Source organism: Thioalkalivibrio sp. AKL19 (assembly GCF_000420165.1).
Classification (GTDB): domain Bacteria; phylum Pseudomonadota; class Gammaproteobacteria; order Ectothiorhodospirales; family Ectothiorhodospiraceae; genus Thioalkalivibrio.
In genome coordinates this window covers 56,298-76,747 of record NZ_ATUK01000017.1, presented here as the reverse complement: position 1 = coordinate 76,747, position 20,450 = coordinate 56,298, and the positions used below count along the sequence as shown (strand labels likewise).

Sequence of the window (20,450 nt, the reverse complement as noted above, 5' to 3'; positions counted from 1 at the left end):
GAATTCATGCACGATTCAGTCAACCACGCGACACTCTAACCTGACCACCCCGCACACAAGCGAGTAGCAATGCCCCGCCCCGCCACACTGATCACCGCGCTCCTGTTTCTCCTGGCCGCTGGCATCCTCGCCTGGATGCTGCTGGGCCCGGAAGACGACGCGGCCCCTTCCAGTCGTCCGGGCGGTGGCGAGACCCGCCCGGTCGCGGTCGCCATCGCCGGCATCGAGACCCGCGACCTGGTCGAACGGCGGCGCTTCACCGGCAGCATCGAGGGCGCCGACCGGATCGAGATCACCCCCCGCGTGGGCGGGCGGGTTGCCGAGGTATTCGTCAATCTGGGCGACCGGGTGGAGCCCGGTGATCCGCTGCTGCAGCTGGATACCGAGGAATTCGAGCAGGACGTGGCCCAGGCCGCGGCGGAGCTGGAAGTCGCCGAGGCCAGCCTGGCCGAGGCCCTGGCCAGCCGCGATGCGACCCGGCGCGAACTGCAGCGCACCCGCGAGCTGCGCGACCAGGGGATCGCCTCGCGCTCGGAGCTGGAGGCCGCGGAAACCGAACTCGCCCTGGCACAGACGCGCGTCGCCCTGGCCGAGTCGCAGATCCGCCAGCGGCGCTCCGCGCTGCGCACCCGCGAGATCCAGTTGAGCTACACCCGCATCGAGGCGGGTACGGCCGACAGCACCCGCTGGGTCGCCGAACGCCACGTGGATCCCGGCACGGTCATCAGCGCCAACGACACCGCACTGGCGCTGGTCCGGCTGCAGCCGGTGCGCGCCATCCTGGCCGTGACCGAGGCCGACTACGGCCGGCTGTCGCCGAGCCAGGGGGCACAGGTCTACACCGCCGCCTATCCGGACGCCGGATTTGCCGGCACCATCGCCCGCATCGCCCCGGAATTCCGGCCCGGTTCACGTCAGGCGCGGGTCGAGGTGGAGATCCCCAACGAACGCGACCAGCTGCGCCCGGGCATGTTCGTGGAGGCCGCCATTACCCTGGGGGAACGCGACGCCGTCCGGGCCATACCGCGCGACGCGATCATCCAGCGCGAGGCCGGCCCGACCCTGTTCAGCGTGGATCGCAGCGGCGAGCGCCCGCAGGCCCGCCGCCATCAGGCGGTTACCGGCGTGCGTGACGGCGACTGGGTCGAACTGCTGGAACCCGAGCTACCGGAAGGCACCGAGGTCGTGGTGCTCGGCCAGCACCTGCTCGCGGACGGCACCCCGCTGCGCGTGACCGACCCGCGCAACGTGCCGGGTGGAGACGACACACCCGAGTCGGACACCCCGTGAATCCGGCCCGCGTAACGGTCCACCGCCCCGTGCTGACCAGCATGGTGGCCCTGATCGTGGTGATCCTCGGCCTGACCGCGCTGACCCGCCTGCCGGTGGATCTGCTGCCGAATATCACCTACCCGGTGGTCACGGTGATGACGTCCTACCCCAATGCCGGGGCCGAGGAAGTCGAACAACTCGTCACGCGCCAGGTGGAGCAGGCCGCGGCCGCCATTACCGGTGCCCAGGAGATCCGCTCGACCTCCGCCGAGGGCAACAGCAACGTCCGCATCAACTTTGCCTGGGGCACGGACATCCGCCAGGCGGTGGACGACCTGCGCGATCGCCTGGCGCGCATCGAGGACCGCCTGCCCGATGACGCCGATCGCCCGCTGGTACGCCAGTTCGACACCCAGGACTCGCCCATCATGCGTCTGGGCATCGGCTCGCAACTGGACGCCATCCACCTGCGCACCCTGATCGACAACCGTATCGCCCCGCGTCTGGAACGCATCCCCGGCGTGGCAGCTGTGGATACCTTTGGCGGCCTGGAGCGCGAGGTCCGCGTCGAGGTGGACCCGGAACGCATCGAGGCCATCGACCTCGGCCTGGACGACCTGCGTGATCGCATCCGAAACGCCAACGTGATCACCCCCGGCGGCCCGATCATGGATGGGCGCCGCGAATACCGCCTGCGCACCCCGGCCGAGTTCCGCTCGGTGGACGAGGTCCGCGACACCATCGTGCAGCGCAGCGAGGACGGTGTGACCTACCTGCACCAGGTGGCCGACGTGCGCGACACCCACCAGCGCGTTACCCGCCGGTTCCGGGTCAACCAGGAGGAAGGCGTGCAGCTCGCCGTGCGCAAGCTGGCCGACGCCAACACCGTAGAGGTCTCCGAGGCGGTCCACGCCGAACTGGTGCGCCTGAACCGCGACTTCCCCCAGATCGACATCCGCGCCGTCACCGACGAGGCCGGTTTTATCCGCAACTCCATCACCAATGTCGGTCGTTCGATCCTCTACGGCAGTGCCCTGGCCGTGCTGGTGCTGCTCGTGTTCCTGCGCAACATCCGCTACACGCTGGTCGCGGCCACCGCAATCCCGCTGGCGGTGATCGCCACCTTCGGCCTGGTCTACTTCGGCGGCTACTCGCTCAACCTGATGACCCTCGGCGGGATCGCGCTGGGCGTGGGCCTGATGGTGGACAACGCCATCGTGGTGATCGAGAGCATTGCCCGACGGCGCGAGGAACATGCCGAGCAGACCGCCGCCGAGGCCGCCATCAGCGGCACCGGGCGCGTCGCACCCGCCATCGTCGCCAGCACCCTGACCACCGTGGCGATCTTCCTGCCGCTGTTCTTCGCCGAGGAACTGGCCGGCCAGCTGTTCAAGCCGCTGGCGGCGGTGGTCGCCTTTGCCCTGGCGGGCTCACTGATTGTCGCGCTGACCCTGGTCCCGATGCTGATGGCCCGCGCCCCGATGCCCAAGCGCGACACCAGTGCCCTCGCGCGCATGGAGCAACGCTACCAGGGGCTGCTGCGGCGCACCCTGGCCCAGCCGTGGATGGTCATCGGCATCAGCCTCCTGCTGCTGATGATCGCCCTGGCGGGGCTGCGCGGCGTGGGCACGGAATTCCTGCCCGCCACCGACGAAGGCGAATTGCGCGTGCATGTCGCCATGGAGCCCGGCACCCCCCTGGAAGAGCTCTACGCCACCATGTCCGGCCTCGAGGCGATCATCCACGACGAGGTCCCGGAACTGGAAAACCTGGTCTCCAGCTCCGGCGCCTCGGCGTTCCGGGCCTCCTCGCCCGCCTCCGGCAACATGCGCGTGATGGTCGGCTCGCGCGACAGTCGCAGCCGCTCCTCCGACGACATCGCCGCGGCCCTGCGCGACGCGCTGGGCAGCCCGCCGGGGGTCGAGATCCGCGTGCGCGCCTCCAGCGGGATCTTCTTCCGCGGCTTCGGGCGCGGCGCCGACGAGGAAAGCCTGTCCATCGAGGTCCGCGGCTTCGAGCTGCCGACGATGAACGCCGTCATCGAGCGCTTCGAGAGCGCGCTGGCGGACGTCCCCGGCGTCACCGACACCCGTGTCGGTTCCGACGGCGGGCAGCCGGAATTCGCCACCCGCATCCACCGCGACCGCGCCGCCGACCTGGGCGTGGACGTGCGCACCATCGCCCAGACCCTGGAAACCGCCCTGGGCGGCTCCGGCGCCGGCCAGCTGCGCGCGGGCGGCGACGAGACGCGCATCTGGGTCCAACTACGCGACGCCGACCGGAGCTCGCTGGACGACCTCCTCAACCTGACCGTGCGCAGCGAGGACGGCGAACGCGTGGCATTGCGCAGCCTGGTCACGTTCGATACGGCGATCGGCCCGGACAGCATCCAGCGCCGCGAACAGGCGCGCATCAGCACCTTGTTCGTGAACATCGGCGACCGCTCGCTGGGCGAGGTCGCCGCCGACGTGCGTGCGGCGCTGGCCGATATCCCGCTGCCGGAGGAGATCGACTTCTCGGTCACCGGCGACATCGAGGAGCAGGAAGCCGCGTTCTCCGAACTGCTGCTGGGCACCCTGCTCGCGACGTTACTGGTCTACATGGTGATGGCCAGCCTGTACGAGTCCCTGCGCGACCCGCTGATCGTGATGTTCTCCATCCCACTGGCGATCATTGGTGTAACCGGCGCACTCCTGATCACCGACACCACGCTCAACGTGCAGTCGCTGATCGGCATCCTGCTGCTGGTCGGGATCGTGGTGAACAACGCGATCCTGCTGGTGGACCGCATGGCGCGGCGCCACCGCGAAGACGGCATGGAACTGCAAGCGGCCATCGTCGCCGCTGCCGGCGAGCGCCTGCGCCCGATCCTGATGACCACGCTGACCACTATCCTGGCGCTGTCGCCGCTGGCCATCGGCATGGGCGACGGCGGCGAGGCCCAGGCCCCGATGGCCCGGGTCGTGATCGGCGGGCTGCTCTCGTCTACCCTGATCACCCTGGTGCTGATCCCGACGCTGTACCTGCTGTTTCATCGTCGAAGCCAACAGCACGGCCATGAACCCGTCTACCGGATGCCCCTCGACCATGCGTAGCCTTACCCCTGCCCTTCCGCTCTTCATCCTGGCACTGACCGCAACGGCCAACGGAGAGGACTCGACCGATGACGGCCTGCGTCTGACGCTGTCCGCCGAAGAATTGCTGGAACAACGCCCGTTCGCCCGCAACGAAGTGGCAGAAGAGAGCCTATCTCTTGAAGAAGCGGTAGCGCGCGCCCTGGAAGGCAACCGAGGCCTGCGGGCCGAGCGACTGCAAACTGCAATCGCCGGTACCTTTGAGGTTCAGGAACGTGCGGTTTTCGACCCTGCGCTATTTGCCGACATCGATATCTATCGCGACCGCGAGACTGATGAATCCGAGGGCTTTACACGGGATTCCTTCTTTAGCGAAAGACGGGGCCAAGTCGGATTGCAACAGTCCCTGCCGACTGGCACTGACCTAACCTTGTCCGTTCGCAGCTCTCGTGCCAACAGCTCTTTTCAAGACCAGAGCGAATACACCACCCGCGCCGGCCTGAGCCTGACTCAGGCATTACTGCGCGGAGGGCGGATCGAGTCCAACCTGGTGCGCCTGCGGCAGGCCAGCCTGGACGTGGAGGCCTCGGAATACGAGGTGCGCGGGTTCGTCGAACAACTGATCACCGATGTGGAAAGCCGCTACTGGGACCTCGTACTGGCCGACGAACAGATAGCGATCTTCGAGGAGGCCCTGGCCGTCGCAAGCCAGCAGCTTGACGAGACAGAACGCCGTATCCGTGCCGGAGACCGCCCGGAGACCGAGGCCGTCTCGGCCCGCGCCGAGATGGCACTGCGCCGCCAGGGCCTGATCGATGCCCGCAGCGAACGAGCCCTCGCACAGGATGCGCTGGCTCGCCTGTTGCAGGGGGACGGCGATCTGTGGGATACCCGCCTGGAGGCCCGTTCGGAGCCGGATCTGCAGCGCTACCACCTCGAGCCGCTGGATACCTATGTCGCTCTCGCCCGCGATCACCGCGCCGACCTCAACGAGACCCGGCTGCGCGTGCAACGCGACGAGCTGGAGGTCATCCGCACCCGTAACGGACTACTGCCACGCCTGGACTTCTTTGTGACCGTTGGTCAGTCCGGCTATGCCGAAACCTTCGGCCAGACCTTCCGCGCCAGCCAGGGCGACGGCTATGACCTGGCGGCCGGCCTGCGCTTCGACATGCCGATCGGCAACCGCGCGGCCGAGGCGCAACACACCCGCGCCCGTCTGACGCGCCTGCAGATCCAGGAGACCCTCGCCAATATTGAACAGCTGGCAATCGAGGACGTCCGTGCGCGCTGGTTCGACGCGGCCCGCATCCGCGAACAAATTCAGGCACAGAAGGAAACCGTCGAGTTGCAGGAAGAGCTGCTGCGGGTGGAACAGACGCGCTTCCGCGTCGGCGCCGGGACCGCGCTGGCCGTCTCCCAGGCCCAGCGCGACCTGCTGGAGAGCCGCCTGAACCTGACCGAGACGGTGGTGCGTTTCCGCCAGTTGAGCACCGAACTGCTCAATGCCAGCGGCACCCTGCTGCTGCACCGCGGCATCGACGCCCCGGGCGCCGAGCGCGTGGAGATTCGCCTGTAGCGCGAGGAGCCCAAGGGCCAACGAGACCCCGGTCAGGCCGCGCGGCTATTGAGTCACAGGCCGGGCGTTGCCCTGCGGGTCGATCTCGACGACGAGCATCGCCCCCGCGCCAATGCTGCGGCCACTCAGCTCCATGATGTTCGCCCGGTGGGTCACGTAGACCGCAGGCCCCGCCGCCTGCCGGTATTCCTCCGCCAGGTGTTCCCGCCACGCCCGCATACGCCGCTCCCGATGCGGGGCATTGGTGCGAAAAACCGAGCCCAGCGCCTCCAGGACCTCCGGTTCTCCATAGCCCAGCAGCTTCGCGGTATCCCGGTTCCGGCACCAGGGGCCCGCGAACACGCGTATCGAATCCAGCCCGGCGGCCCGCAGGCGCTCGCCAGCCTCGCGGGCCTGCGCGCGGCCTTCGTCGGAGAGATTGCGCTGGGTGGCGCAGTCCGTGACGTCGAAACCCGCGGGGTCGCCAATCCCCGGTGCGATGGCGTGGCGCATCAGCAGGATGCGGTACGGCTCCTGCAACTGCTCCGCAATCGCGCGTTCCGTCGCGCGATCACCCGCCACCACCGGCGCCGCAAGCGCCAGCACCAGCACGACCCAGAACCCCGGGAATACAGAGCGTTTCATGACGCCAATTTCCTCGTACGGCGACGCCCGCAGGCGTCGGAACAGTAGCGCACCTCTCGCCAGCAGCGCGCCCATTTCTTCCGCCAGGAAAACGGCCGGCCGCAGACCGCGCAGATCTTTTCCGGCAGATGCGGCTTGGCCTGCGCCATATCCGGGAATGCGGTCAGCGATCCGGGTGACAGACCCCGTCGTCGCAGCGCGAGCGCCAGCGATAACGCGCAATCACGTTGTAGACGCGATCCATCAGCCAGACGATCGGCGGCAGGCGGTGCAGCACGCCGCCCAGCCAGCGGTAGTACGGCAGATGCCGCCATACCAGGACGAAGGCAAACGCACCACTGCGCATGCGACCCCCGGGGCTGATGGCGTGCATGCGCTGCATGGCCTGATCCCAGGTGATCCCCCAATGCGCGAGCGGCGCCGCATCGGCGTGGATGTCGCGCCAGTCGATCGCATCGGCCGTATCCAGGCGCTGGTAATGCCCGATCTCCCGCCGGCACAGGGGGCACCCACCGTCGAAGAACACGATCGGCCGTCCCGGGTCCCGCGGTTGCGGTTCCGGGTCGCGCTCAGGCATGACCCACCGGTCCGGTCTGCTGGTGCTGCGCCTCGTTCAGCGACTTGAGCGCACGCTCCACCACATCCCGCGCGAGGCCCTGGGTCATATCGGGGTTGGCCGGGATCATCTCCGTGCGCACGGCGAGCGCCATCGCCAGGGCCTGGAGTACGTCGCCGTTGCAGGTGTCCCCAAGCACACCGATCTCGTTGTCCAGGGTGTCGGTCAGGCGGTCGAGCAACTGCTGTACCCGCACCGCGGAGCCGGTCTCGGGGTGCAGGCGAAATTCGAAGGACACGGCCTCGCCGCTCGGTGTGACATAGCGATAGGGCAATACGTCCATGGCTCTCTCCTTCGCGAATGGTCGGCTTGGCGGGGCGGATTCCGGGGTCGGTCGCCCAACCCCTCCGCCATTGGGCCACGAAACCGGCAAACAGTTCGACCGGGACGGTACCGCAGGACCCAATCGCGTCGCGAAACCCATCCCGGCCGGCACGCGCAGGCGTTATCCTTGCGACTCATGAAGCGCCACAACCAGAAACCCGACTCTTTCAGCCCGCCGCGCGCGGCGGGGGCGCGCTAATGGCCCCTCGCCGCAAGCGCCGCCCGCTGCGCCGGTTGCTCTACTGGACGGGCGGACTGGCCGCATTCGTCCTGGCACTGGGAATCGGGGCGATGTTCGCTCTGGTGGTGCTTTTTGCCCGGGTCGACCCGCCCTACGGCATGGCCATGGTGGTGGCCACCGACTGGCAGACCGCCTCCAACCGGCGCCCGGACTGGCAACGCCTGGACGACCTGCCGCGCCACCTGATGCTGGCCGTCATCGCGGCCGAGGACCAGCACTTCCCCAACCACCGCGGCTTCGACTGGGGCTCGGTACGCCAGGCGCTGGGCGATCACGTTCGCGGCGGACGCCTGCGCGGCGCCAGCACCATCAGCCAGCAAACCGCCAAGAACCTGTTTCTGTGGCACGGCCGCTCCTGGGTGCGCAAGACGCTGGAGGCCGGATTCACCTTCGGCATGGAAACCCTCTGGCCGAAGCGGCGCATCCTCGAGATCTATCTGAACCTGGCGGAATGGGGCCCCGGCATTTACGGCATCGAGAACGCCGCCCAACACTACTTCGGGATCTCCGCCACCGAGCTGGATCGCCACCAGTCCGCGCGCCTGGCCGCCATCCTGCCCAGCCCTGGCCGCATGAACCCCGTGCAACCCGGACCACAGCTGGATCGCCGGATCGCCTGGGTCGAGCGCCAGATGGCCCAGCTCGGCATCGCCTGGCTGGATCCGATGCTGCTGGAATAAAGCCTGTGCGCAGGCCACCGAAATTGTGGCACGGAACTTCCAGCCATTAGACTGCCTCGGACTGACTGACCGTACCGGGGGCTCGCATGGATGTCCCGCCCAGACATGGAGGTTTGCCGTGACCCATCTGCGCGCGCCGCGTATCGACTTCTCCCGCCTGCTGGTACTTTTCGCCCTTCTACTGATCCTGCCCCTCGGGGCCGTTTCCGCACAGGACACCGGTCAGCAGGGTTCCGGCAGCGATCTGCGCCAGATGCTCATCCACGCGCTGGAGAACGAGGAGGCGCGCGAAGACCTGCTCGAGGCCCTGCGCTCCGGCGACGGCTCCAGCGCGAAGGACTCCGCCACGGATGACCTGCCGGTCGAAACCGGCGACAGCGAATCCGTCGCGCGTCAGATTGCCCAGCTCACCCAGTCGCTGGCCGAAGGGACCGTGGCCGAGGTCCGCGCCCTGAACGACATCGCCACGGACATCGCCGAGCGCGTTCGCGCGATCGAACCGACCGTGTTCGGAATGGCCGTGCTCGATCTCGCCATCATCATCGTGTTCACCGTGGCGGTGTTCCTGGTGCTGCGCCGGATGGGCGCGCCGCTGTTCACGGCGCTCGACCGCTGGGCGCTGAATGCCGCGGAACACATGCGCCTGATGCGGGCGCTTCCGGCCGTGATCCTGGCGGCCGCCATCGACTTCCTCGTGGTCATCCTCGCCTGGCTGGCCGGCTATGCGCTGGCGCTGTTCGTGCTGGGCGATACCGGCGAGATGAACACGCGTCATTCGCTGTTCCTCAACGCCTTCCTCCTGATCGAAGTCACCAAGGCGGCCCTGCGTCTGATCTTCGCCACGCGCTACCACGGCCTGCGCCTGCTGCCCATGGCCGGGGACGAGGCCGCCTACTGGAATGCCTGGCTGGCCCGTATCGTGGGCTATATTGGCTACGGCCTGTTGCTGCTGGTGCCGGTCGCCAACAACCAGATCTCCTCCGAGGCCGGGCGCTCCCTGGGCCTGATCGTGATGCTGACGGCGTTCCTCTACGCCGCCGTGATCATCCTGCAGAACCGGACGCGGGTGCATGACCGCCTGATGGCCCTCGCCATCCGCGCCGAGTTCGCCTTCACCCGCATCGTGACCACGCTTCTCGCGAAGTCCTGGCACTGGATTGCCCTAGTCTATTTCCTCGCCCTGGCCGTGGTCAGCATCACCCGCCCGGAAGACGCCCTGCCCTTCATGGCCAAGGCCACCGGGCAGACCCTGCTTGCTGCGTTCGTCGGCGTCTTTGTGGCCAATCTCCTGACCCAGCTGATTGGCCGCCAGATTCGGGTCCCCGAAGAGACGCGGGAGAAATTCCCGTCGCTGGAACTGCGCCTGAACTCGTATATCCCGAAGGCACTGCGGATGATGCGCCTGGTGATCCTGCTGATCGTGCTGGCAGTGATCGCGGACGCCTGGGGCGCCTTCAGCCTGACCACCTGGCTGGCCTCCGATATTGGCATGGCGGTGTTGGGCACCGCGATCTCCGTGGCACTGATCCTGCTGGGCGTCCTGGCGATCTGGCTGGTCTTCGCCAGCTGGATCGAGCACCGCATGAATCCCAATACCGGGGCGGGCGGTCCCACCGCCCGCGAGGCCACGCTGCTGACGATCTTCCGCAATGCGATGGCCATCGTGCTGATCGTGATGACCACCATGATCGTGCTGGCCGAGGTCGGCGTGAACATCGGCCCGCTGCTGGCCGGTGCCGGTGTCCTCGGTCTGGCGATCGGTTTCGGGGCGCAGAAGCTGGTCCAGGACGTGATCACCGGCGTCTTCATCCAGCTGGAGAACGCCATCAACGTCGGTGACGTCGTCACGGTCGCCGGCATAACCGGCGTGGTGGAACGCCTGACCATCCGCTCGCTCGGCGTACGCGACCTCTCCGGGACCTATCACCTGATCCCGTTCTCGTCGGTGGATGCGGTCTCCAACTACATGCGCGAGTTCGCCTACCACGTGGGCGAATACGGCGTGGCCTATCGCGAGGACATCGACGAGGTCATCGTGCGCCTGCGCGAGGCCTTCGAGGAACTGAAACTGGACCCCGACCAGGGGCCCAACATCCTCGACGAGATGGAGGTGCACGGTGTCACCGCCCTGGCGGACAGCTCGGTCAACGTCCGGATCCGGATCAAGACCCTGCCGGGCACCCAGTTCGGCCTGGGCCGCGCGTTCAACCGCCTGGTCAAGCGTCACTTCGACGCCGCCGGCATCGAGATCCCGTTCCCGCACCAGACCATCTACTTCGGTCAGGAGAAGGACGGCTCCGCGCCGGCCGCCAACCTGCGCGTCCTCGAGACCGGCCCCGAGGACGCGGGCGACGACCACGACTACTCGGACGACCGCCGCGCCCGCCCGAACCCGAAGCACAAGGGCGATTACGACGAGGCCGACGACTGATGGGTACGGCGCCCCGACTGGCTCGCCGACGACCCTGCGGCGACATGGACGCCCGCCGGGCGGGGTGACCCTTTCCGGCATGAGGGGATTTGGGTCACTATAGCCGCATGCGACTGTTGATCCTGCTCGCTCCCCTCTTGCTGCTCGTGGCCTGGGCACCGGGCCTCTGGGTTCGCCATATCATGCGGAAATATCACCAGCCCCCGGATCGCTACGAGGGTAATGGGGCCGAGCTGGCGCGCGATATCCTGGATCGGCACGGACTGCACAAGGTCAGGATCGAGACCACCAAGGACGGGGATCATTACGACCCGGAGTCCCGCACCATCCGCCTGTCGCCCGAGAACCACGACGGCCACTCGCTCACGGCCGTCACCGTCGCCGCTCACGAAGTCGGTCACGCCTTGCAGCATGCCGAGGGCTACGCCCCGCTCCGGATGCGCAGCTACCTGGTTTGCGTCGCGGGGTATGGTCAGCAGATTGGCGCCTGGCTGCTGGTCGCCATCCCCTTCGTCACCCTTATCGCCCGGCATCCGGCGCCCGCGATCCTGTTCCTGCTGGCCGGGGTGCTGTCCATGGGGCTCGCCGCGCTGGTCCACTTCATCACGCTGCCCACCGAGTTCGACGCCAGCTTCCGCCGTGCGATGCCCATACTGCGCGAGGGAAAGTACCTGCACCCGCCCGACTACTCCCATGCGGAGCGGATCCTGAAGGCCGCCGCCTACACCTACCTGTCGCAATCGCTGATGAGCCTTCTGAACATCGCCACGTGGTTCCGGTATCTGCGCCGATGAGCGGGCCCGACCCGACGACATGTCCGTTGTGCGCGGCAACCAGCCGGCCGTTTCACCACCGCGGGATTGGCGACGCCTCGCCCGGCGACTATCGCCGTTGCCTGGCGTGCCGCCTGATCGCGCTCGAACGTGCCGCCTGGCCCCGGCGCGATGTGGAACGGGCCTACTATCGCACGCACGAAAACCGGCCCGATGATCCCGGCTACCGGAAACACCTGCAGCGCCTGATCACGCCACTGCTCGCGGCGTTGCCGCCCCCGGCCCATGGGCTCGACTGGGGTTGCGGGCCGCGGCCCGTTCTGGCGAACCTGCTGCGCCAGCAGGGCTACACCATGGACACCTGGGACCCGGCCTTTGCCCCGGAAATGCCCCGCGCACCCGATGGCGGCTGGGACTTCGTTACCTGTACCGAGGTGCTGGAGCACCTGCACGCCCCGATGAAATCGCTGCGGACCATGCTGGACGCCCTGCGCCCCCACGGCCGTCTCGCCGTGATGACCGAATGGCCGCCCGTAGCGTCCCGGTTTCGCCGCTGGCATTACCGCCGCGACCCCACCCATGTCGCCTTTTACGGACCGGCGAGCCTGCACTGGATCGCCGAACGGCTGGACTGCACCCTCGCGCTGCCCGCGCGCGACATCGCCCTGTTCACGCGAACGGAGGGTCGGCCGCGATGATCGACCGCCTGCGCGCCTGGCGCCCGGACTGGTTCGGTCCGCCCGCCGCGCGGCTGCAGGCGATCCATGTCTGCACCACCGCGGGCGAGCCCATGGAATCCGTGGACGCGATCGAAGCCATCGCGGGGAGCGGGCTGCGCGGCGACCGCTACGCCACGAACCGGGGCCACTGGCATGCGGTGGAGAGTTGCCCGGTTACGCTGATTACTGCCTCCGAACTGCAACGGGCGTCACAGCGCCGCGGCGGCCCCATCGCACCCGGGGAACACCGCCGCAATCTTGTGGTCTCCGGGTGGTATCGCATGCCGCGCCAGAGTGGTTTCCTCCGCATCGGCGACGCCGTCCTGAAGATCGGACGACCCCGTCCGCCCTGTGGGTATCTCAATCAGTTAACGGGGGACAACCTCGCACGGGCCCTTGGCCTCGACAGCGGCATTTGTCTCGACGTGGTGCGCTCCGGGACGCTGCGTGCCGGGGCCCGGGTCACCTGGCACTCGCGCGCGCCGGCATGAGCGGGCCACGCTTGTTAAGCTGGGGTTAAGTGCGATTGTCTACTCTATACATCTACTCACGAGGAGAAATTCTATGAAGATTCGTTCCCAGTCCCTCGCCGGACTGATCGCCGCGGCCGCGCTCGCACTGGCCAGTCCGCTCGCCATGGCCCAGGGCATGGGCCAGCAGGGCCAGGGCGGCATGGGCATGCAGGGTGGCCAGGGCGGCAACCCGCAGATGGAGATGCAGCAACTCCAGCAGACCCTTGCCGAAACCCAGCAGCAGGCCATCGAGAACAACCCGCAGCTGGAACAAAAAGGCGAAGAACTCGAAAACCTGGTTCTGGACAAGATGGAGTCCGCCGGCTACCAGCCGCGCCGCGATCTGGAGACCCTGGAATCCGCCGAAGAGCAGCTGCGCGACCCCGATCTGAGCGCGGAGCAGCGCCAGGAAGTCATCCAGTCCGAGGATGTGCAGCAGGCACAGATGAACCTGCAGGAGGCCCAGCAGGCCGTCGCGCAGGACGAGGAGGTCCTGGAAGCCCAGGAATCCCTGCGTGAAGACCTGATGGCCGCCATGCGCCAGCAAAACGCCGACATCGACGACGTGATCGAGCGCATGCAGAGCCTGCAGCAACAGATGCAGCAGCAACAGCAACAGCAACAAGGTGGCCAGGGCGGCATGATGCGCTGATCGCACAGCCTCCTCCGGCAAACGGAAAGGCCCGGCCCCCGCGAAGGGACCGGGCCTTTTTCATGTCCGGGCCGGACCGTCAGTCGAGGCGACCCGTCTCCTGCGCCAGCGCACGCAGCGCCTCGGTCTGCCCCTCCGGCAGCTGGCCCCAGTCAAAGCGCCAACTCCAGTTGCCATTGGCCACCGTGCCCGGCGTATTCATCCGGGCTTCCGAACCGAGCTGCAGGGCATCCTGCATCGGCAGGATCGCCAGCTGTGCCGGTGAGTGGCAGGCCGCACGGATCAGCGGCCAGGGCATCTCCCCGGCCGGTCCCTGGTCCAGCGTCTCGACCACGTGCTGCTGCATGGCCGGCTCCAGGGAGTGAAACCAGCCCAGTGTGGTGTCGTTGTCATGCGTGCCGGTGTACACGGCACTCAGTTCGTCGTGGTTCGCCGGCAGGTAGGGGTTATCCGGCCCGCCCTCGAACGCGAACTGCAGGATGCGCATGCCCGGCAGATCGAAGCGCAGGCGCAGCGCGGTCACCTCCGGGGTGATCACGCCCAGGTCCTCGGCCAGCAGGGGCAGCACCCCCAGGCGGTCCTGCAGCTGTTCGAAGAAATCGGCGCCCGGTCCCGGGACCCAGTGGCCCTGCGTGGCATCCGGCTCGCTCGCCGGCACGGCCCAGCTGGCCTCGAAGCCGCGGAAGTGGTCGATGCGCACGGCGTCCACCGTCTCCAGCGTCCAGCGCATGCGCTCCACCCACCAGTCGTATCCGCGCTCTGCAAGACGATCCCAACGGTAATGCGGATTGCCCCAGCGCTGCCCGGTCTCGGAGAAATAGTCCGGCGGCACGCCGGCCACGGTCAGGGGGTGCCCCGTGGCATCCAGATCAAACAGATCGCGGTGGGCCCAGACCTCGGCGGAGTCGTGGGCCACGAAGATCGGCATGTCCCCGAGGATCAGGATGTCCCGGGAGCGCGCATGCTCGCGCACATCCTGCCACTGGTCGAACAGGACAAACTGGGCGAAGCGGACCGCCTCCAGTTCCTGCGCCGCCTCGCGCTCGACGGCGGCAAGGGCCTCCGGATCGCGGTCGCGAAGAGCAGCCGGCCATTCCCACCACGGGCGGCCCGCCTCGCGGGCGCGGATGACCACGAAGCGGGCAAAGTCATCCAGCCAGGCCGGCCCCTGCGCATCGCAGAAGGCCTGATAGGCCTGCGCCCAGCCATCGCCGGCCTGCTCCAGGCCTTCCCGGGCCTGTTGCAGCAGGGCCTCGACCGACCCATGGGCCGCGTCCAGGCCCGCCCGTTCGGCCAGCCGCTGCGGATCGATCAGGCGCACATCCCCGGCGAACGCCGAGATGCTGGCGTAGGGGGAGCCGTCCTCCTGCGGCGGGTGCAGCGGAAGGATCTGCCAAAGGCTGAACCCCGCATCCCGCGCCCAGTCGAGGAAACGGAAGGCCTCCTGCCCCAGCGTGCCCACCGGACCCGGCCCCGGCAACGAGACCGGATGCAGCAACACGCCGGCCCGGCGGCGCTGCATCAGCGGATTACAGTGTTCTTCACCCGCCTCCATGGACTACTGTCCCTTCCGCATGGTCCCACCCGCAGCCGGATCGCCACCGCCAACCGAAAGCACCTCGCCCAGGGACTCCGGCACTTCCAGGTCCGCCAGCTGGTACATCCGCGCCAGGTGGCGGCGGTAAAGTTGTTCGAAGTCGCTCACCGAGCCGGCCGGGTTGTATTCCCCGAACCACCAGCACCAGTCGGAGCCCTCGCACACCGCCAGCTGCCTGCGCAGGGCCGGCGTATCCAGCGCGGGATGCCGGGCAACCGCCTGATCCACCGCGGTCCACGCCTCGATCAGGCGATCCCAGCCCAGGTTCTTGTCCGGATCGCCGATCCAGGTGGAAAAGGTCCCGTACACCCAGGAACCCGCCACCAGCCCGGACAGTTCACCCCGGTCGGCCCGCGGGCCGGTACGCTGGCAGACGTCCGAAAAGGTGCACAGGTTGAGCCTCGGGTTCGCCGCCAGACGCTCGTACAGCGCCTGCAGGAAGTGAAAGCCGTTGTCCGGGTAGTACTCCCAGGCGTTCTCGCCATCCAGGATGACGGCCACCACGCCACCCTCGGGCGAAACGGAGGCGATATTCTCCAGGTGATGCACGAAATCGCCGACGGCGTCGTCCGCATGCCAGTCGGCGTAGCGAAATCCGATGGCATCGGACAAGCCGTCATCGCGGAAGAACAACTCGGTCCTGGCACCTTCGAGACAGTAGGGCCGATGCAGCCAGCCCTCCTGTTCCGCCGACCCGGTATGCGACTCGGCCGTCTGTCCGGCCGCGGCCAGGCTGTTGCCCAGCACGGTCTGGCCGCTGGCCGTCCAGCAGATCCCGTAATCATCCAGCAGGCGCACGGTCGCCTCGCTGATCCCCCCTTCCGACGGCCAGCAGCCGCGTGGACGAAACCCGAAGTACTGCTCGAACACCTCCAGCCCGCGCTCGATATGCCAGCGCACCCGCGCCTCGCCATCCGGATAGGCGGGGGCCTGCGGCAGCTCGACATCGGGCATGGCCTCGCGCGCCGACTGCAGGTCCAGCAGCAGCGGCATGATCGGGTGGGCGTACGGTGTGAACGACAGCTCCACCCGTTCCTGCTCCGCCAGGGCGCGGTAGCGCGGGAGGATCGCCTTGACCTCGTCCCGGATCAGTTTCAACAGCCGTCCGCGGACATCACGATTGAATCCCGTGTCCGCCTTCAACCAGCCCTGCACCTCCGGGTACGCCCGACGCACGGTCTCGCCCAGCCAGGCCAGGTGGTAGCAGGTCGCCAGGTCCTGGAAGTAGCGGTTGTCCAGATGCGACAGCAGCACCGGGTCCTCCAGCGCCTGGCGCGCCAGCGCCGCCAGGCGCTCGAACAGCGGGAACGGCTCGATCATCCGCGGGGCGTGCGCCCGCAGGCAGACGCGCAGGATCTCGCGGCGCTGCACCGGGTCCACCGGCACGATGTCCATCTGCAGCAGATCCAGCACCGGGTCCCCGAAGCTCGAGCGGTTGCCGATGCCGCTCTCCAGCCGCTCGCCGTAATCGGCAATCTGCTCCAGCAAAATGGGGGCGAAGTTCACCACCGCGCGCGCCTGGGGACAGGCCTCCAGGTGCGCGGCCATGTCGGTGTAATCCTTCAGGGCATGCAGGTAGGTCCACGGCAGCACGTACTCGCCCGCGCCCGAGTCGTAGTACTGCGGCTGGTGCATGTGCCAGCACAGCACCACATCGAGCTGCGGCGGCTGGGCGGCAAGCGCGGTGGTACTGCCGGATTCAGCGGACATGGTGGGTGGCCTGTCCGAGCATCTCCGGTGTCACCACGCGCACCCCGCCCGGGGAGATGAAGTAGTCGCGGGCATCGGCCTCGTCGTCCACCCCGATCTCGGTCCCGTCCGGCACCTTGCAGCCCTTGTCGATCACTGCGTTGCGGATCACGCAATTCTCGCCAATCGTGACACTGGGCAGGATCACCGAATCCTCCACCGTGGCGCAGGCGTTCACCTGCACGTTGGAGAACAGCAGCGAGTGGCGCACAGTACTGCCGGAAATGATGCAGCCGCCGGAGACCATGGAGTCGATCGCCATGCCGCGCCGGTCCTCGTCGTCGAACACGAACTTGGCCGGCGGCAGCTGTTCCTGGTAGGTCCAGATCGGCCATTCCGAATCGTACAGATTCAGTTCCGGGGTCACGCCGATCAGCTCCAGGTTGGCCTGCCAGTAGGAATCGATCGTCCCCACGTCGCGCCAGTAGCCCTGGCGCACGCCCTGTTCGTCGCGGAACGGATAGGCCATTACCTGATGCCGCTCGATGATCTCGGGGATAATGTCCTTGCCGAAATCATGGCTGGAGAAGGTGTCGTCGGCATCCTTGACCAGCTGCTCGAACAGGAATTCGGTGTTGATCACGTAGATCCCCATGGAGGCCAGCGAGTGGGTCTTGCTGCCGGGGATCAGCGCCGGGTCCTCCGGCTTCTCGGCAAACGAGGTGATGCGGCTGGAGGCATCCACGCCCATGACGCCGAAGGCCTTCGCGCGCTCCTGCTCCACCTCCAGGCAGCCTACCGTCATGTCGGCCCCGCTCTCCACGTGGAAGGCGATCATCTGGCCGTAGTCCATCTTGTAGATGTGGTCGCCGGCCAGGATCAGCACATAGCGCGGGTTGTGCTGCCGGATGATGTCGATGTTCTGGTAGACCGCATCGGCCGTCCCGGCGTACCAGGACGTCTCGATGCGCTGTTGCGCCGGCAACAGCTCGATGAACTCGCCAAACTCCCCGCGCAGGAAGCTCCAGCCACGCTGCATGTGCTGGATCAGCGAATGTGCCTTGTACTGGGTGACCACCGCCACCTGGCGAATCCCGGAGTTGATGCAGTTGGACAGGGGGAAGTCGATGATGCGGAACTTCCCGCCGAAGGGCACAGCCGGCTTGGCCCGCCACAGTGTCAATTGTTTCAGTCGCGAACCACGTCCGCCGGCCAGGATCAGGGCGAGGGTCTCCCGGGTCAGGCGGCTAACGTAACGTTGCGGTTGCGGAGTCATGCATCCATCCTTGCCTAGTAAAGTGTTACCCACGTGTTCGGCTGACCCAGCCCGAACCCTGCTGTTCCACATCCGAAACGCGAGTTTGATCCGAGTATGGCAACAGCCCCCGACAAATGCACCCGTTCCGTCGCCGATTCATTACGACGTCTGACCGAGGCACGGCTACATGATCCCCACAGCCTCCTCGGGCGCCATGCGCTGGATCAACAAACCATCTGCTACCGGGCCTGGCTGCCACATGCGAGCGCGGCGTCCGTCACACTTTGTGACGGTCGTCTCACGACGCTGGAACCGGCCACCGGGTTCCCGGGGCTGTTCCTCTGGCAGGGATCGGCGGACGACCTCCCCGCGCACCCGCAACTGGACTGGCAGCCCGAGGGTGGCACAACAACAATGCAGCAGGTCGATCCCTGGGCCTTCGCCCCGGATATCCCCGAATTCGACCGCCACCTGTTCGCCGAAGGCCGCCACTGGCATGCCCACCGCATGCTGGGTGCCCATCCGCTCACCCGCGACGGCATCGAAGGCGTGCGCTTTGCCGTCTGGGCACCCAATGCCGAACGCGTCTCGGTAGTCGGCGACTTCAACCGCTGGGACGGCCGCTGCCACCCGATGACCGTCCACCCCGGCAGCGGCATATGGGAGCTCTTTATCCCGGGACTGGCCGCGGAGACGCTGTACAAGTTCGAAATCCGCAACCGCGACCAGGGAAGTCTGCACCTGAAAGCCGATCCCTACGCCCGCGCCTACCAGCTCCGCCCCGAGACCGCCTCGCGAATCCAGCCCCCCAGCCGCTACGCCTGGGACGACGACCACTGGATGCGCAATCGCGACCCCGAGGCCTGGAAGCACCGGCCCATGAGCATCTACGAGGTGCACCTGGGCTCCTGGCAGCGCAGCCCCGAGGGCGAATGGCCCAACTACCGCGACCTGGCCGAGCGTCTGGTGCCCTACGCGCGCGACCTGGGCTTCACCCACCTCGAGTTGCTGCCGATCACCGAGCACCCGTTCGACGGCTCCTGGGGCTACCAGAGCACGGGGTTTTTCGCCCCCACCTCGCGCTTCGGCAACGCGGACGACTTTCGCTACCTCGTCGACCAGGCCCACCAGGCCGGACTGGGCGTGATCCTCGACTGGGTCCCGGGCCACTTCCCGCGCGACGAGTTCGCGCTGGCGCGCTTCGACGGCACCGCGCTGTACGAACATGCCGACCCGCGCATCGGCGAGCATCGTGGCTGGGGCACGCTGATCTTCAACTATTCGCGCCCCGAGGTCCGCAACTTCCTGCTCTCCAGCGCCCTGTGCTGGGTCGAGGACTTCCACCTCGACGGCCTGCGCGTGGACGCCGTCGCCTCCATGCTCTACCGCGACTATGACCGCGAGGGCCAGGACTGGCTGCCCAACATCCACGGCGGCAACGAGAACCTCGAGGCGATCGACTTCCTGCGCCACCTGAACGAGACCGTCCAGACCAGCCACCCCGGCGTCGCCATGATCGCCGAGGAATCGACCGCCTGGCCGGGTGTCAGCCGCCCGCCGTCCATGGGCGGGCTGGGCTTCACCATGAAGTGGAACATGGGCTGGATGCACGACACCCTGACCTATTTCGGCATGGACCCGATCTACCGCACCCATCACCACGGCCAGCTCACCTTCGGCCAGCTCTACGCCTACAGCGAGAACTTCGTCCTGCCGTTCTCGCACGACGAGGTGGTGCACGGAAAACGCAGCCTGCGCGGGCGCATGCCCGGCAACGAGTGGGAGCAGCACGCCAACCTGCGCCTGCTCTACAGCTGGCAGTGGCTCTACCCCGGCAAGAAGCTGCTGTTCATGGGCCAGGAATTCGGCCAGGGCCCCGAATGGTCCGAGGATCGCGAGCTGGACTGGTACGTGCTGCAGTATCCCCTGCACCAGGGCCTGCAGAATCTGGTGCGCGACCTGAACCGGGTGTACCGCGAAGACCCGGCCCTGCACGCCCGCGAATTCGAGCCGGACGGCTTCGACTGGCTGGACTGCGACGATGCCGCGCACTCCACGCTCAGTTTCGTGCGCCGCGACCACCAGGGTCGCCAGGTCGTCGTGGTCCTGAACCTGACCCCAGTGGAACGCCCCGCCTACCCCGTGCCCGCTCCCCATTCCGGCCGCTGGCGGGTCACCCTCAACACCGACGCGGAGGTCTACGGCGGGGGCTCACGCGGACCGGCGGAGGCCTTCGCCGAACCGGTGGAACGCCAGGGTCACCCCGCCACGCTCTACCTGCACCTGCCTCCCCTCGCGGCCCTGTTGCTGGAGCCGGCCGGCGACTGACGGCCGGGTGCCCGACGGCCGAAGCCGCTCACCCCGACTGACCGGCCGAGTCCTGCTTGCAGCCCGGTGCGCGGGCAGGAT

At 67.6% G+C, this 20,450-nt stretch carries 17 protein-coding genes; 10 read left to right on the top strand and 7 right to left on the bottom strand.

Annotated elements, in window-relative coordinates; translation table 11 throughout:
- Window positions 1–69 precede the first annotated feature (69 nt).
- From F817_RS0112930 to F817_RS0112920, 3 genes are read left to right on the top strand one after another with little or no spacing between them, the layout of a single operon-like run.
- Complete coding sequence (locus F817_RS0112930; RefSeq protein ID WP_024328039.1) at window positions 70–1,290, top strand: efflux RND transporter periplasmic adaptor subunit; 1,221 nt, start codon at window positions 70–72, stop codon at window positions 1,288–1,290.
- Window positions 1,287–4,367, top strand: a complete 3,081-nt coding sequence (locus tag F817_RS0112925) for an efflux RND transporter permease subunit (protein WP_024328038.1) — start codon at window positions 1,287–1,289, stop codon at window positions 4,365–4,367. The genes F817_RS0112930 and F817_RS0112925 overlap by 4 nt, the downstream gene beginning before the upstream one ends.
- A complete protein-coding gene (locus F817_RS0112920) occupies window positions 4,360–5,925 on the top strand; it encodes a TolC family protein (protein WP_024328037.1) in 1,566 nt (521 codons plus the stop codon). The genes F817_RS0112925 and F817_RS0112920 overlap by 8 nt, the downstream gene beginning before the upstream one ends.
- Window positions 5,926–5,970: 45 nt before the next feature.
- On the opposite strand, the gene F817_RS0112915 is transcribed toward F817_RS0112920, so the two are convergent.
- The 4 genes from F817_RS0112915 to F817_RS0112905 are packed head-to-tail and all read right to left on the bottom strand — an operon-like array spanning window position 5,971 to window position 7,448.
- Window positions 5,971–6,549: a histidine phosphatase family protein gene (locus F817_RS0112915; protein WP_024328036.1), complete on the bottom strand. Its 579-nt coding sequence runs from the start codon at window positions 6,547–6,549 to the stop codon at window positions 5,971–5,973.
- Entirely contained in the window at window positions 6,546–6,698 is a 153-nt protein-coding gene (locus F817_RS14445; RefSeq protein WP_081644512.1) for a DUF2256 domain-containing protein, read from the bottom strand. Before F817_RS14445 ends, F817_RS0112915 begins: the two co-directional genes overlap by 4 nt.
- Before the next feature lie 14 nt (window positions 6,699–6,712).
- Window positions 6,713–7,126: a thiol-disulfide oxidoreductase DCC family protein gene (locus F817_RS0112910; protein WP_042799181.1), complete on the bottom strand. Its 414-nt coding sequence runs from the start codon at window positions 7,124–7,126 to the stop codon at window positions 6,713–6,715.
- Complete coding sequence (locus F817_RS0112905) at window positions 7,119–7,448, bottom strand: hypothetical protein (protein ID WP_024328034.1); 330 nt, start codon at window positions 7,446–7,448, stop codon at window positions 7,119–7,121. The genes F817_RS0112910 and F817_RS0112905 overlap by 8 nt, the downstream gene beginning before the upstream one ends.
- A 239-nt stretch (window positions 7,449–7,687) precedes the next feature.
- Here F817_RS0112905 and mtgA point away from each other — a divergent pair, with 239 nt between their 5' ends.
- The 6 genes from mtgA (at window position 7,688) to F817_RS0112870 (ending at window position 13,497) form a co-directional block, all read left to right on the top strand.
- Window positions 7,688–8,410, top strand: coding sequence for a monofunctional biosynthetic peptidoglycan transglycosylase (gene mtgA, locus F817_RS0112895; RefSeq protein WP_024328033.1), 723 nt, complete (start codon window positions 7,688–7,690; stop codon window positions 8,408–8,410).
- Window positions 8,411–8,528: 118 nt separating this feature from the next.
- Window positions 8,529–10,841 carry a mechanosensitive ion channel domain-containing protein gene (locus F817_RS0112890; RefSeq protein WP_024328032.1) on the top strand — a complete coding sequence of 771 codons (2,313 nt, stop codon included), beginning with the start codon at window positions 8,529–8,531 and terminating at the stop codon, window positions 10,839–10,841.
- A gap of 107 nt (window positions 10,842–10,948) precedes the next feature.
- Window positions 10,949–11,635 (top strand): zinc metallopeptidase, encoded by a 687-nt coding sequence (locus F817_RS0112885; protein WP_024328031.1) that lies wholly within the window; start codon window positions 10,949–10,951, stop codon window positions 11,633–11,635.
- The gene (locus F817_RS0112880) at window positions 11,632–12,312 is read left to right on the top strand and encodes a class I SAM-dependent methyltransferase (RefSeq protein ID WP_369774227.1); all 681 of its coding nucleotides are present in this window, start codon (window positions 11,632–11,634) and stop codon (window positions 12,310–12,312) included. The genes F817_RS0112885 and F817_RS0112880 overlap by 4 nt, the downstream gene beginning before the upstream one ends.
- Window positions 12,309–12,824, top strand: coding sequence for an MOSC domain-containing protein (locus F817_RS0112875; RefSeq protein ID WP_024328029.1), 516 nt, complete (start codon window positions 12,309–12,311; stop codon window positions 12,822–12,824). The genes F817_RS0112880 and F817_RS0112875 overlap by 4 nt, the downstream gene beginning before the upstream one ends.
- Before the next feature lie 73 nt (window positions 12,825–12,897).
- Window positions 12,898–13,497, top strand: a complete 600-nt coding sequence (locus F817_RS0112870; RefSeq protein ID WP_024328028.1) for a hypothetical protein — start codon at window positions 12,898–12,900, stop codon at window positions 13,495–13,497.
- Between the two features lie 79 nt (window positions 13,498–13,576).
- Here F817_RS0112870 and malQ read toward each other — a convergent pair whose 3' ends face one another.
- The 3 genes from malQ to glgC are packed head-to-tail and all read right to left on the bottom strand — an operon-like array spanning window position 13,577 to window position 18,059.
- Window positions 13,577–15,052, bottom strand: coding sequence for a 4-alpha-glucanotransferase (malQ, locus tag F817_RS0112865; RefSeq protein WP_024328027.1), 1,476 nt, complete (start codon window positions 15,050–15,052; stop codon window positions 13,577–13,579).
- Between the two features lie 3 nt (window positions 15,053–15,055).
- Window positions 15,056–16,804 (bottom strand): glycoside hydrolase family 57 protein, encoded by a 1,749-nt coding sequence (locus tag F817_RS0112860; protein ID WP_024328026.1) that lies wholly within the window; start codon window positions 16,802–16,804, stop codon window positions 15,056–15,058.
- Entirely contained in the window at window positions 16,794–18,059 is a 1,266-nt protein-coding gene (gene glgC, locus F817_RS0112855; RefSeq protein WP_024328025.1) for a glucose-1-phosphate adenylyltransferase, read from the bottom strand. The genes F817_RS0112860 and glgC overlap by 11 nt, the downstream gene beginning before the upstream one ends.
- 96 nt (window positions 18,060–18,155) lie before the next feature.
- Between glgC and glgB the strand changes: the two genes are divergently transcribed.
- Window positions 18,156–20,369: a 1,4-alpha-glucan branching protein GlgB gene (glgB, locus tag F817_RS0112850; protein ID WP_081644511.1), complete on the top strand. Its 2,214-nt coding sequence runs from the start codon at window positions 18,156–18,158 to the stop codon at window positions 20,367–20,369.
- The last annotated feature ends 81 nt before the right edge of the window (window positions 20,370–20,450 follow it).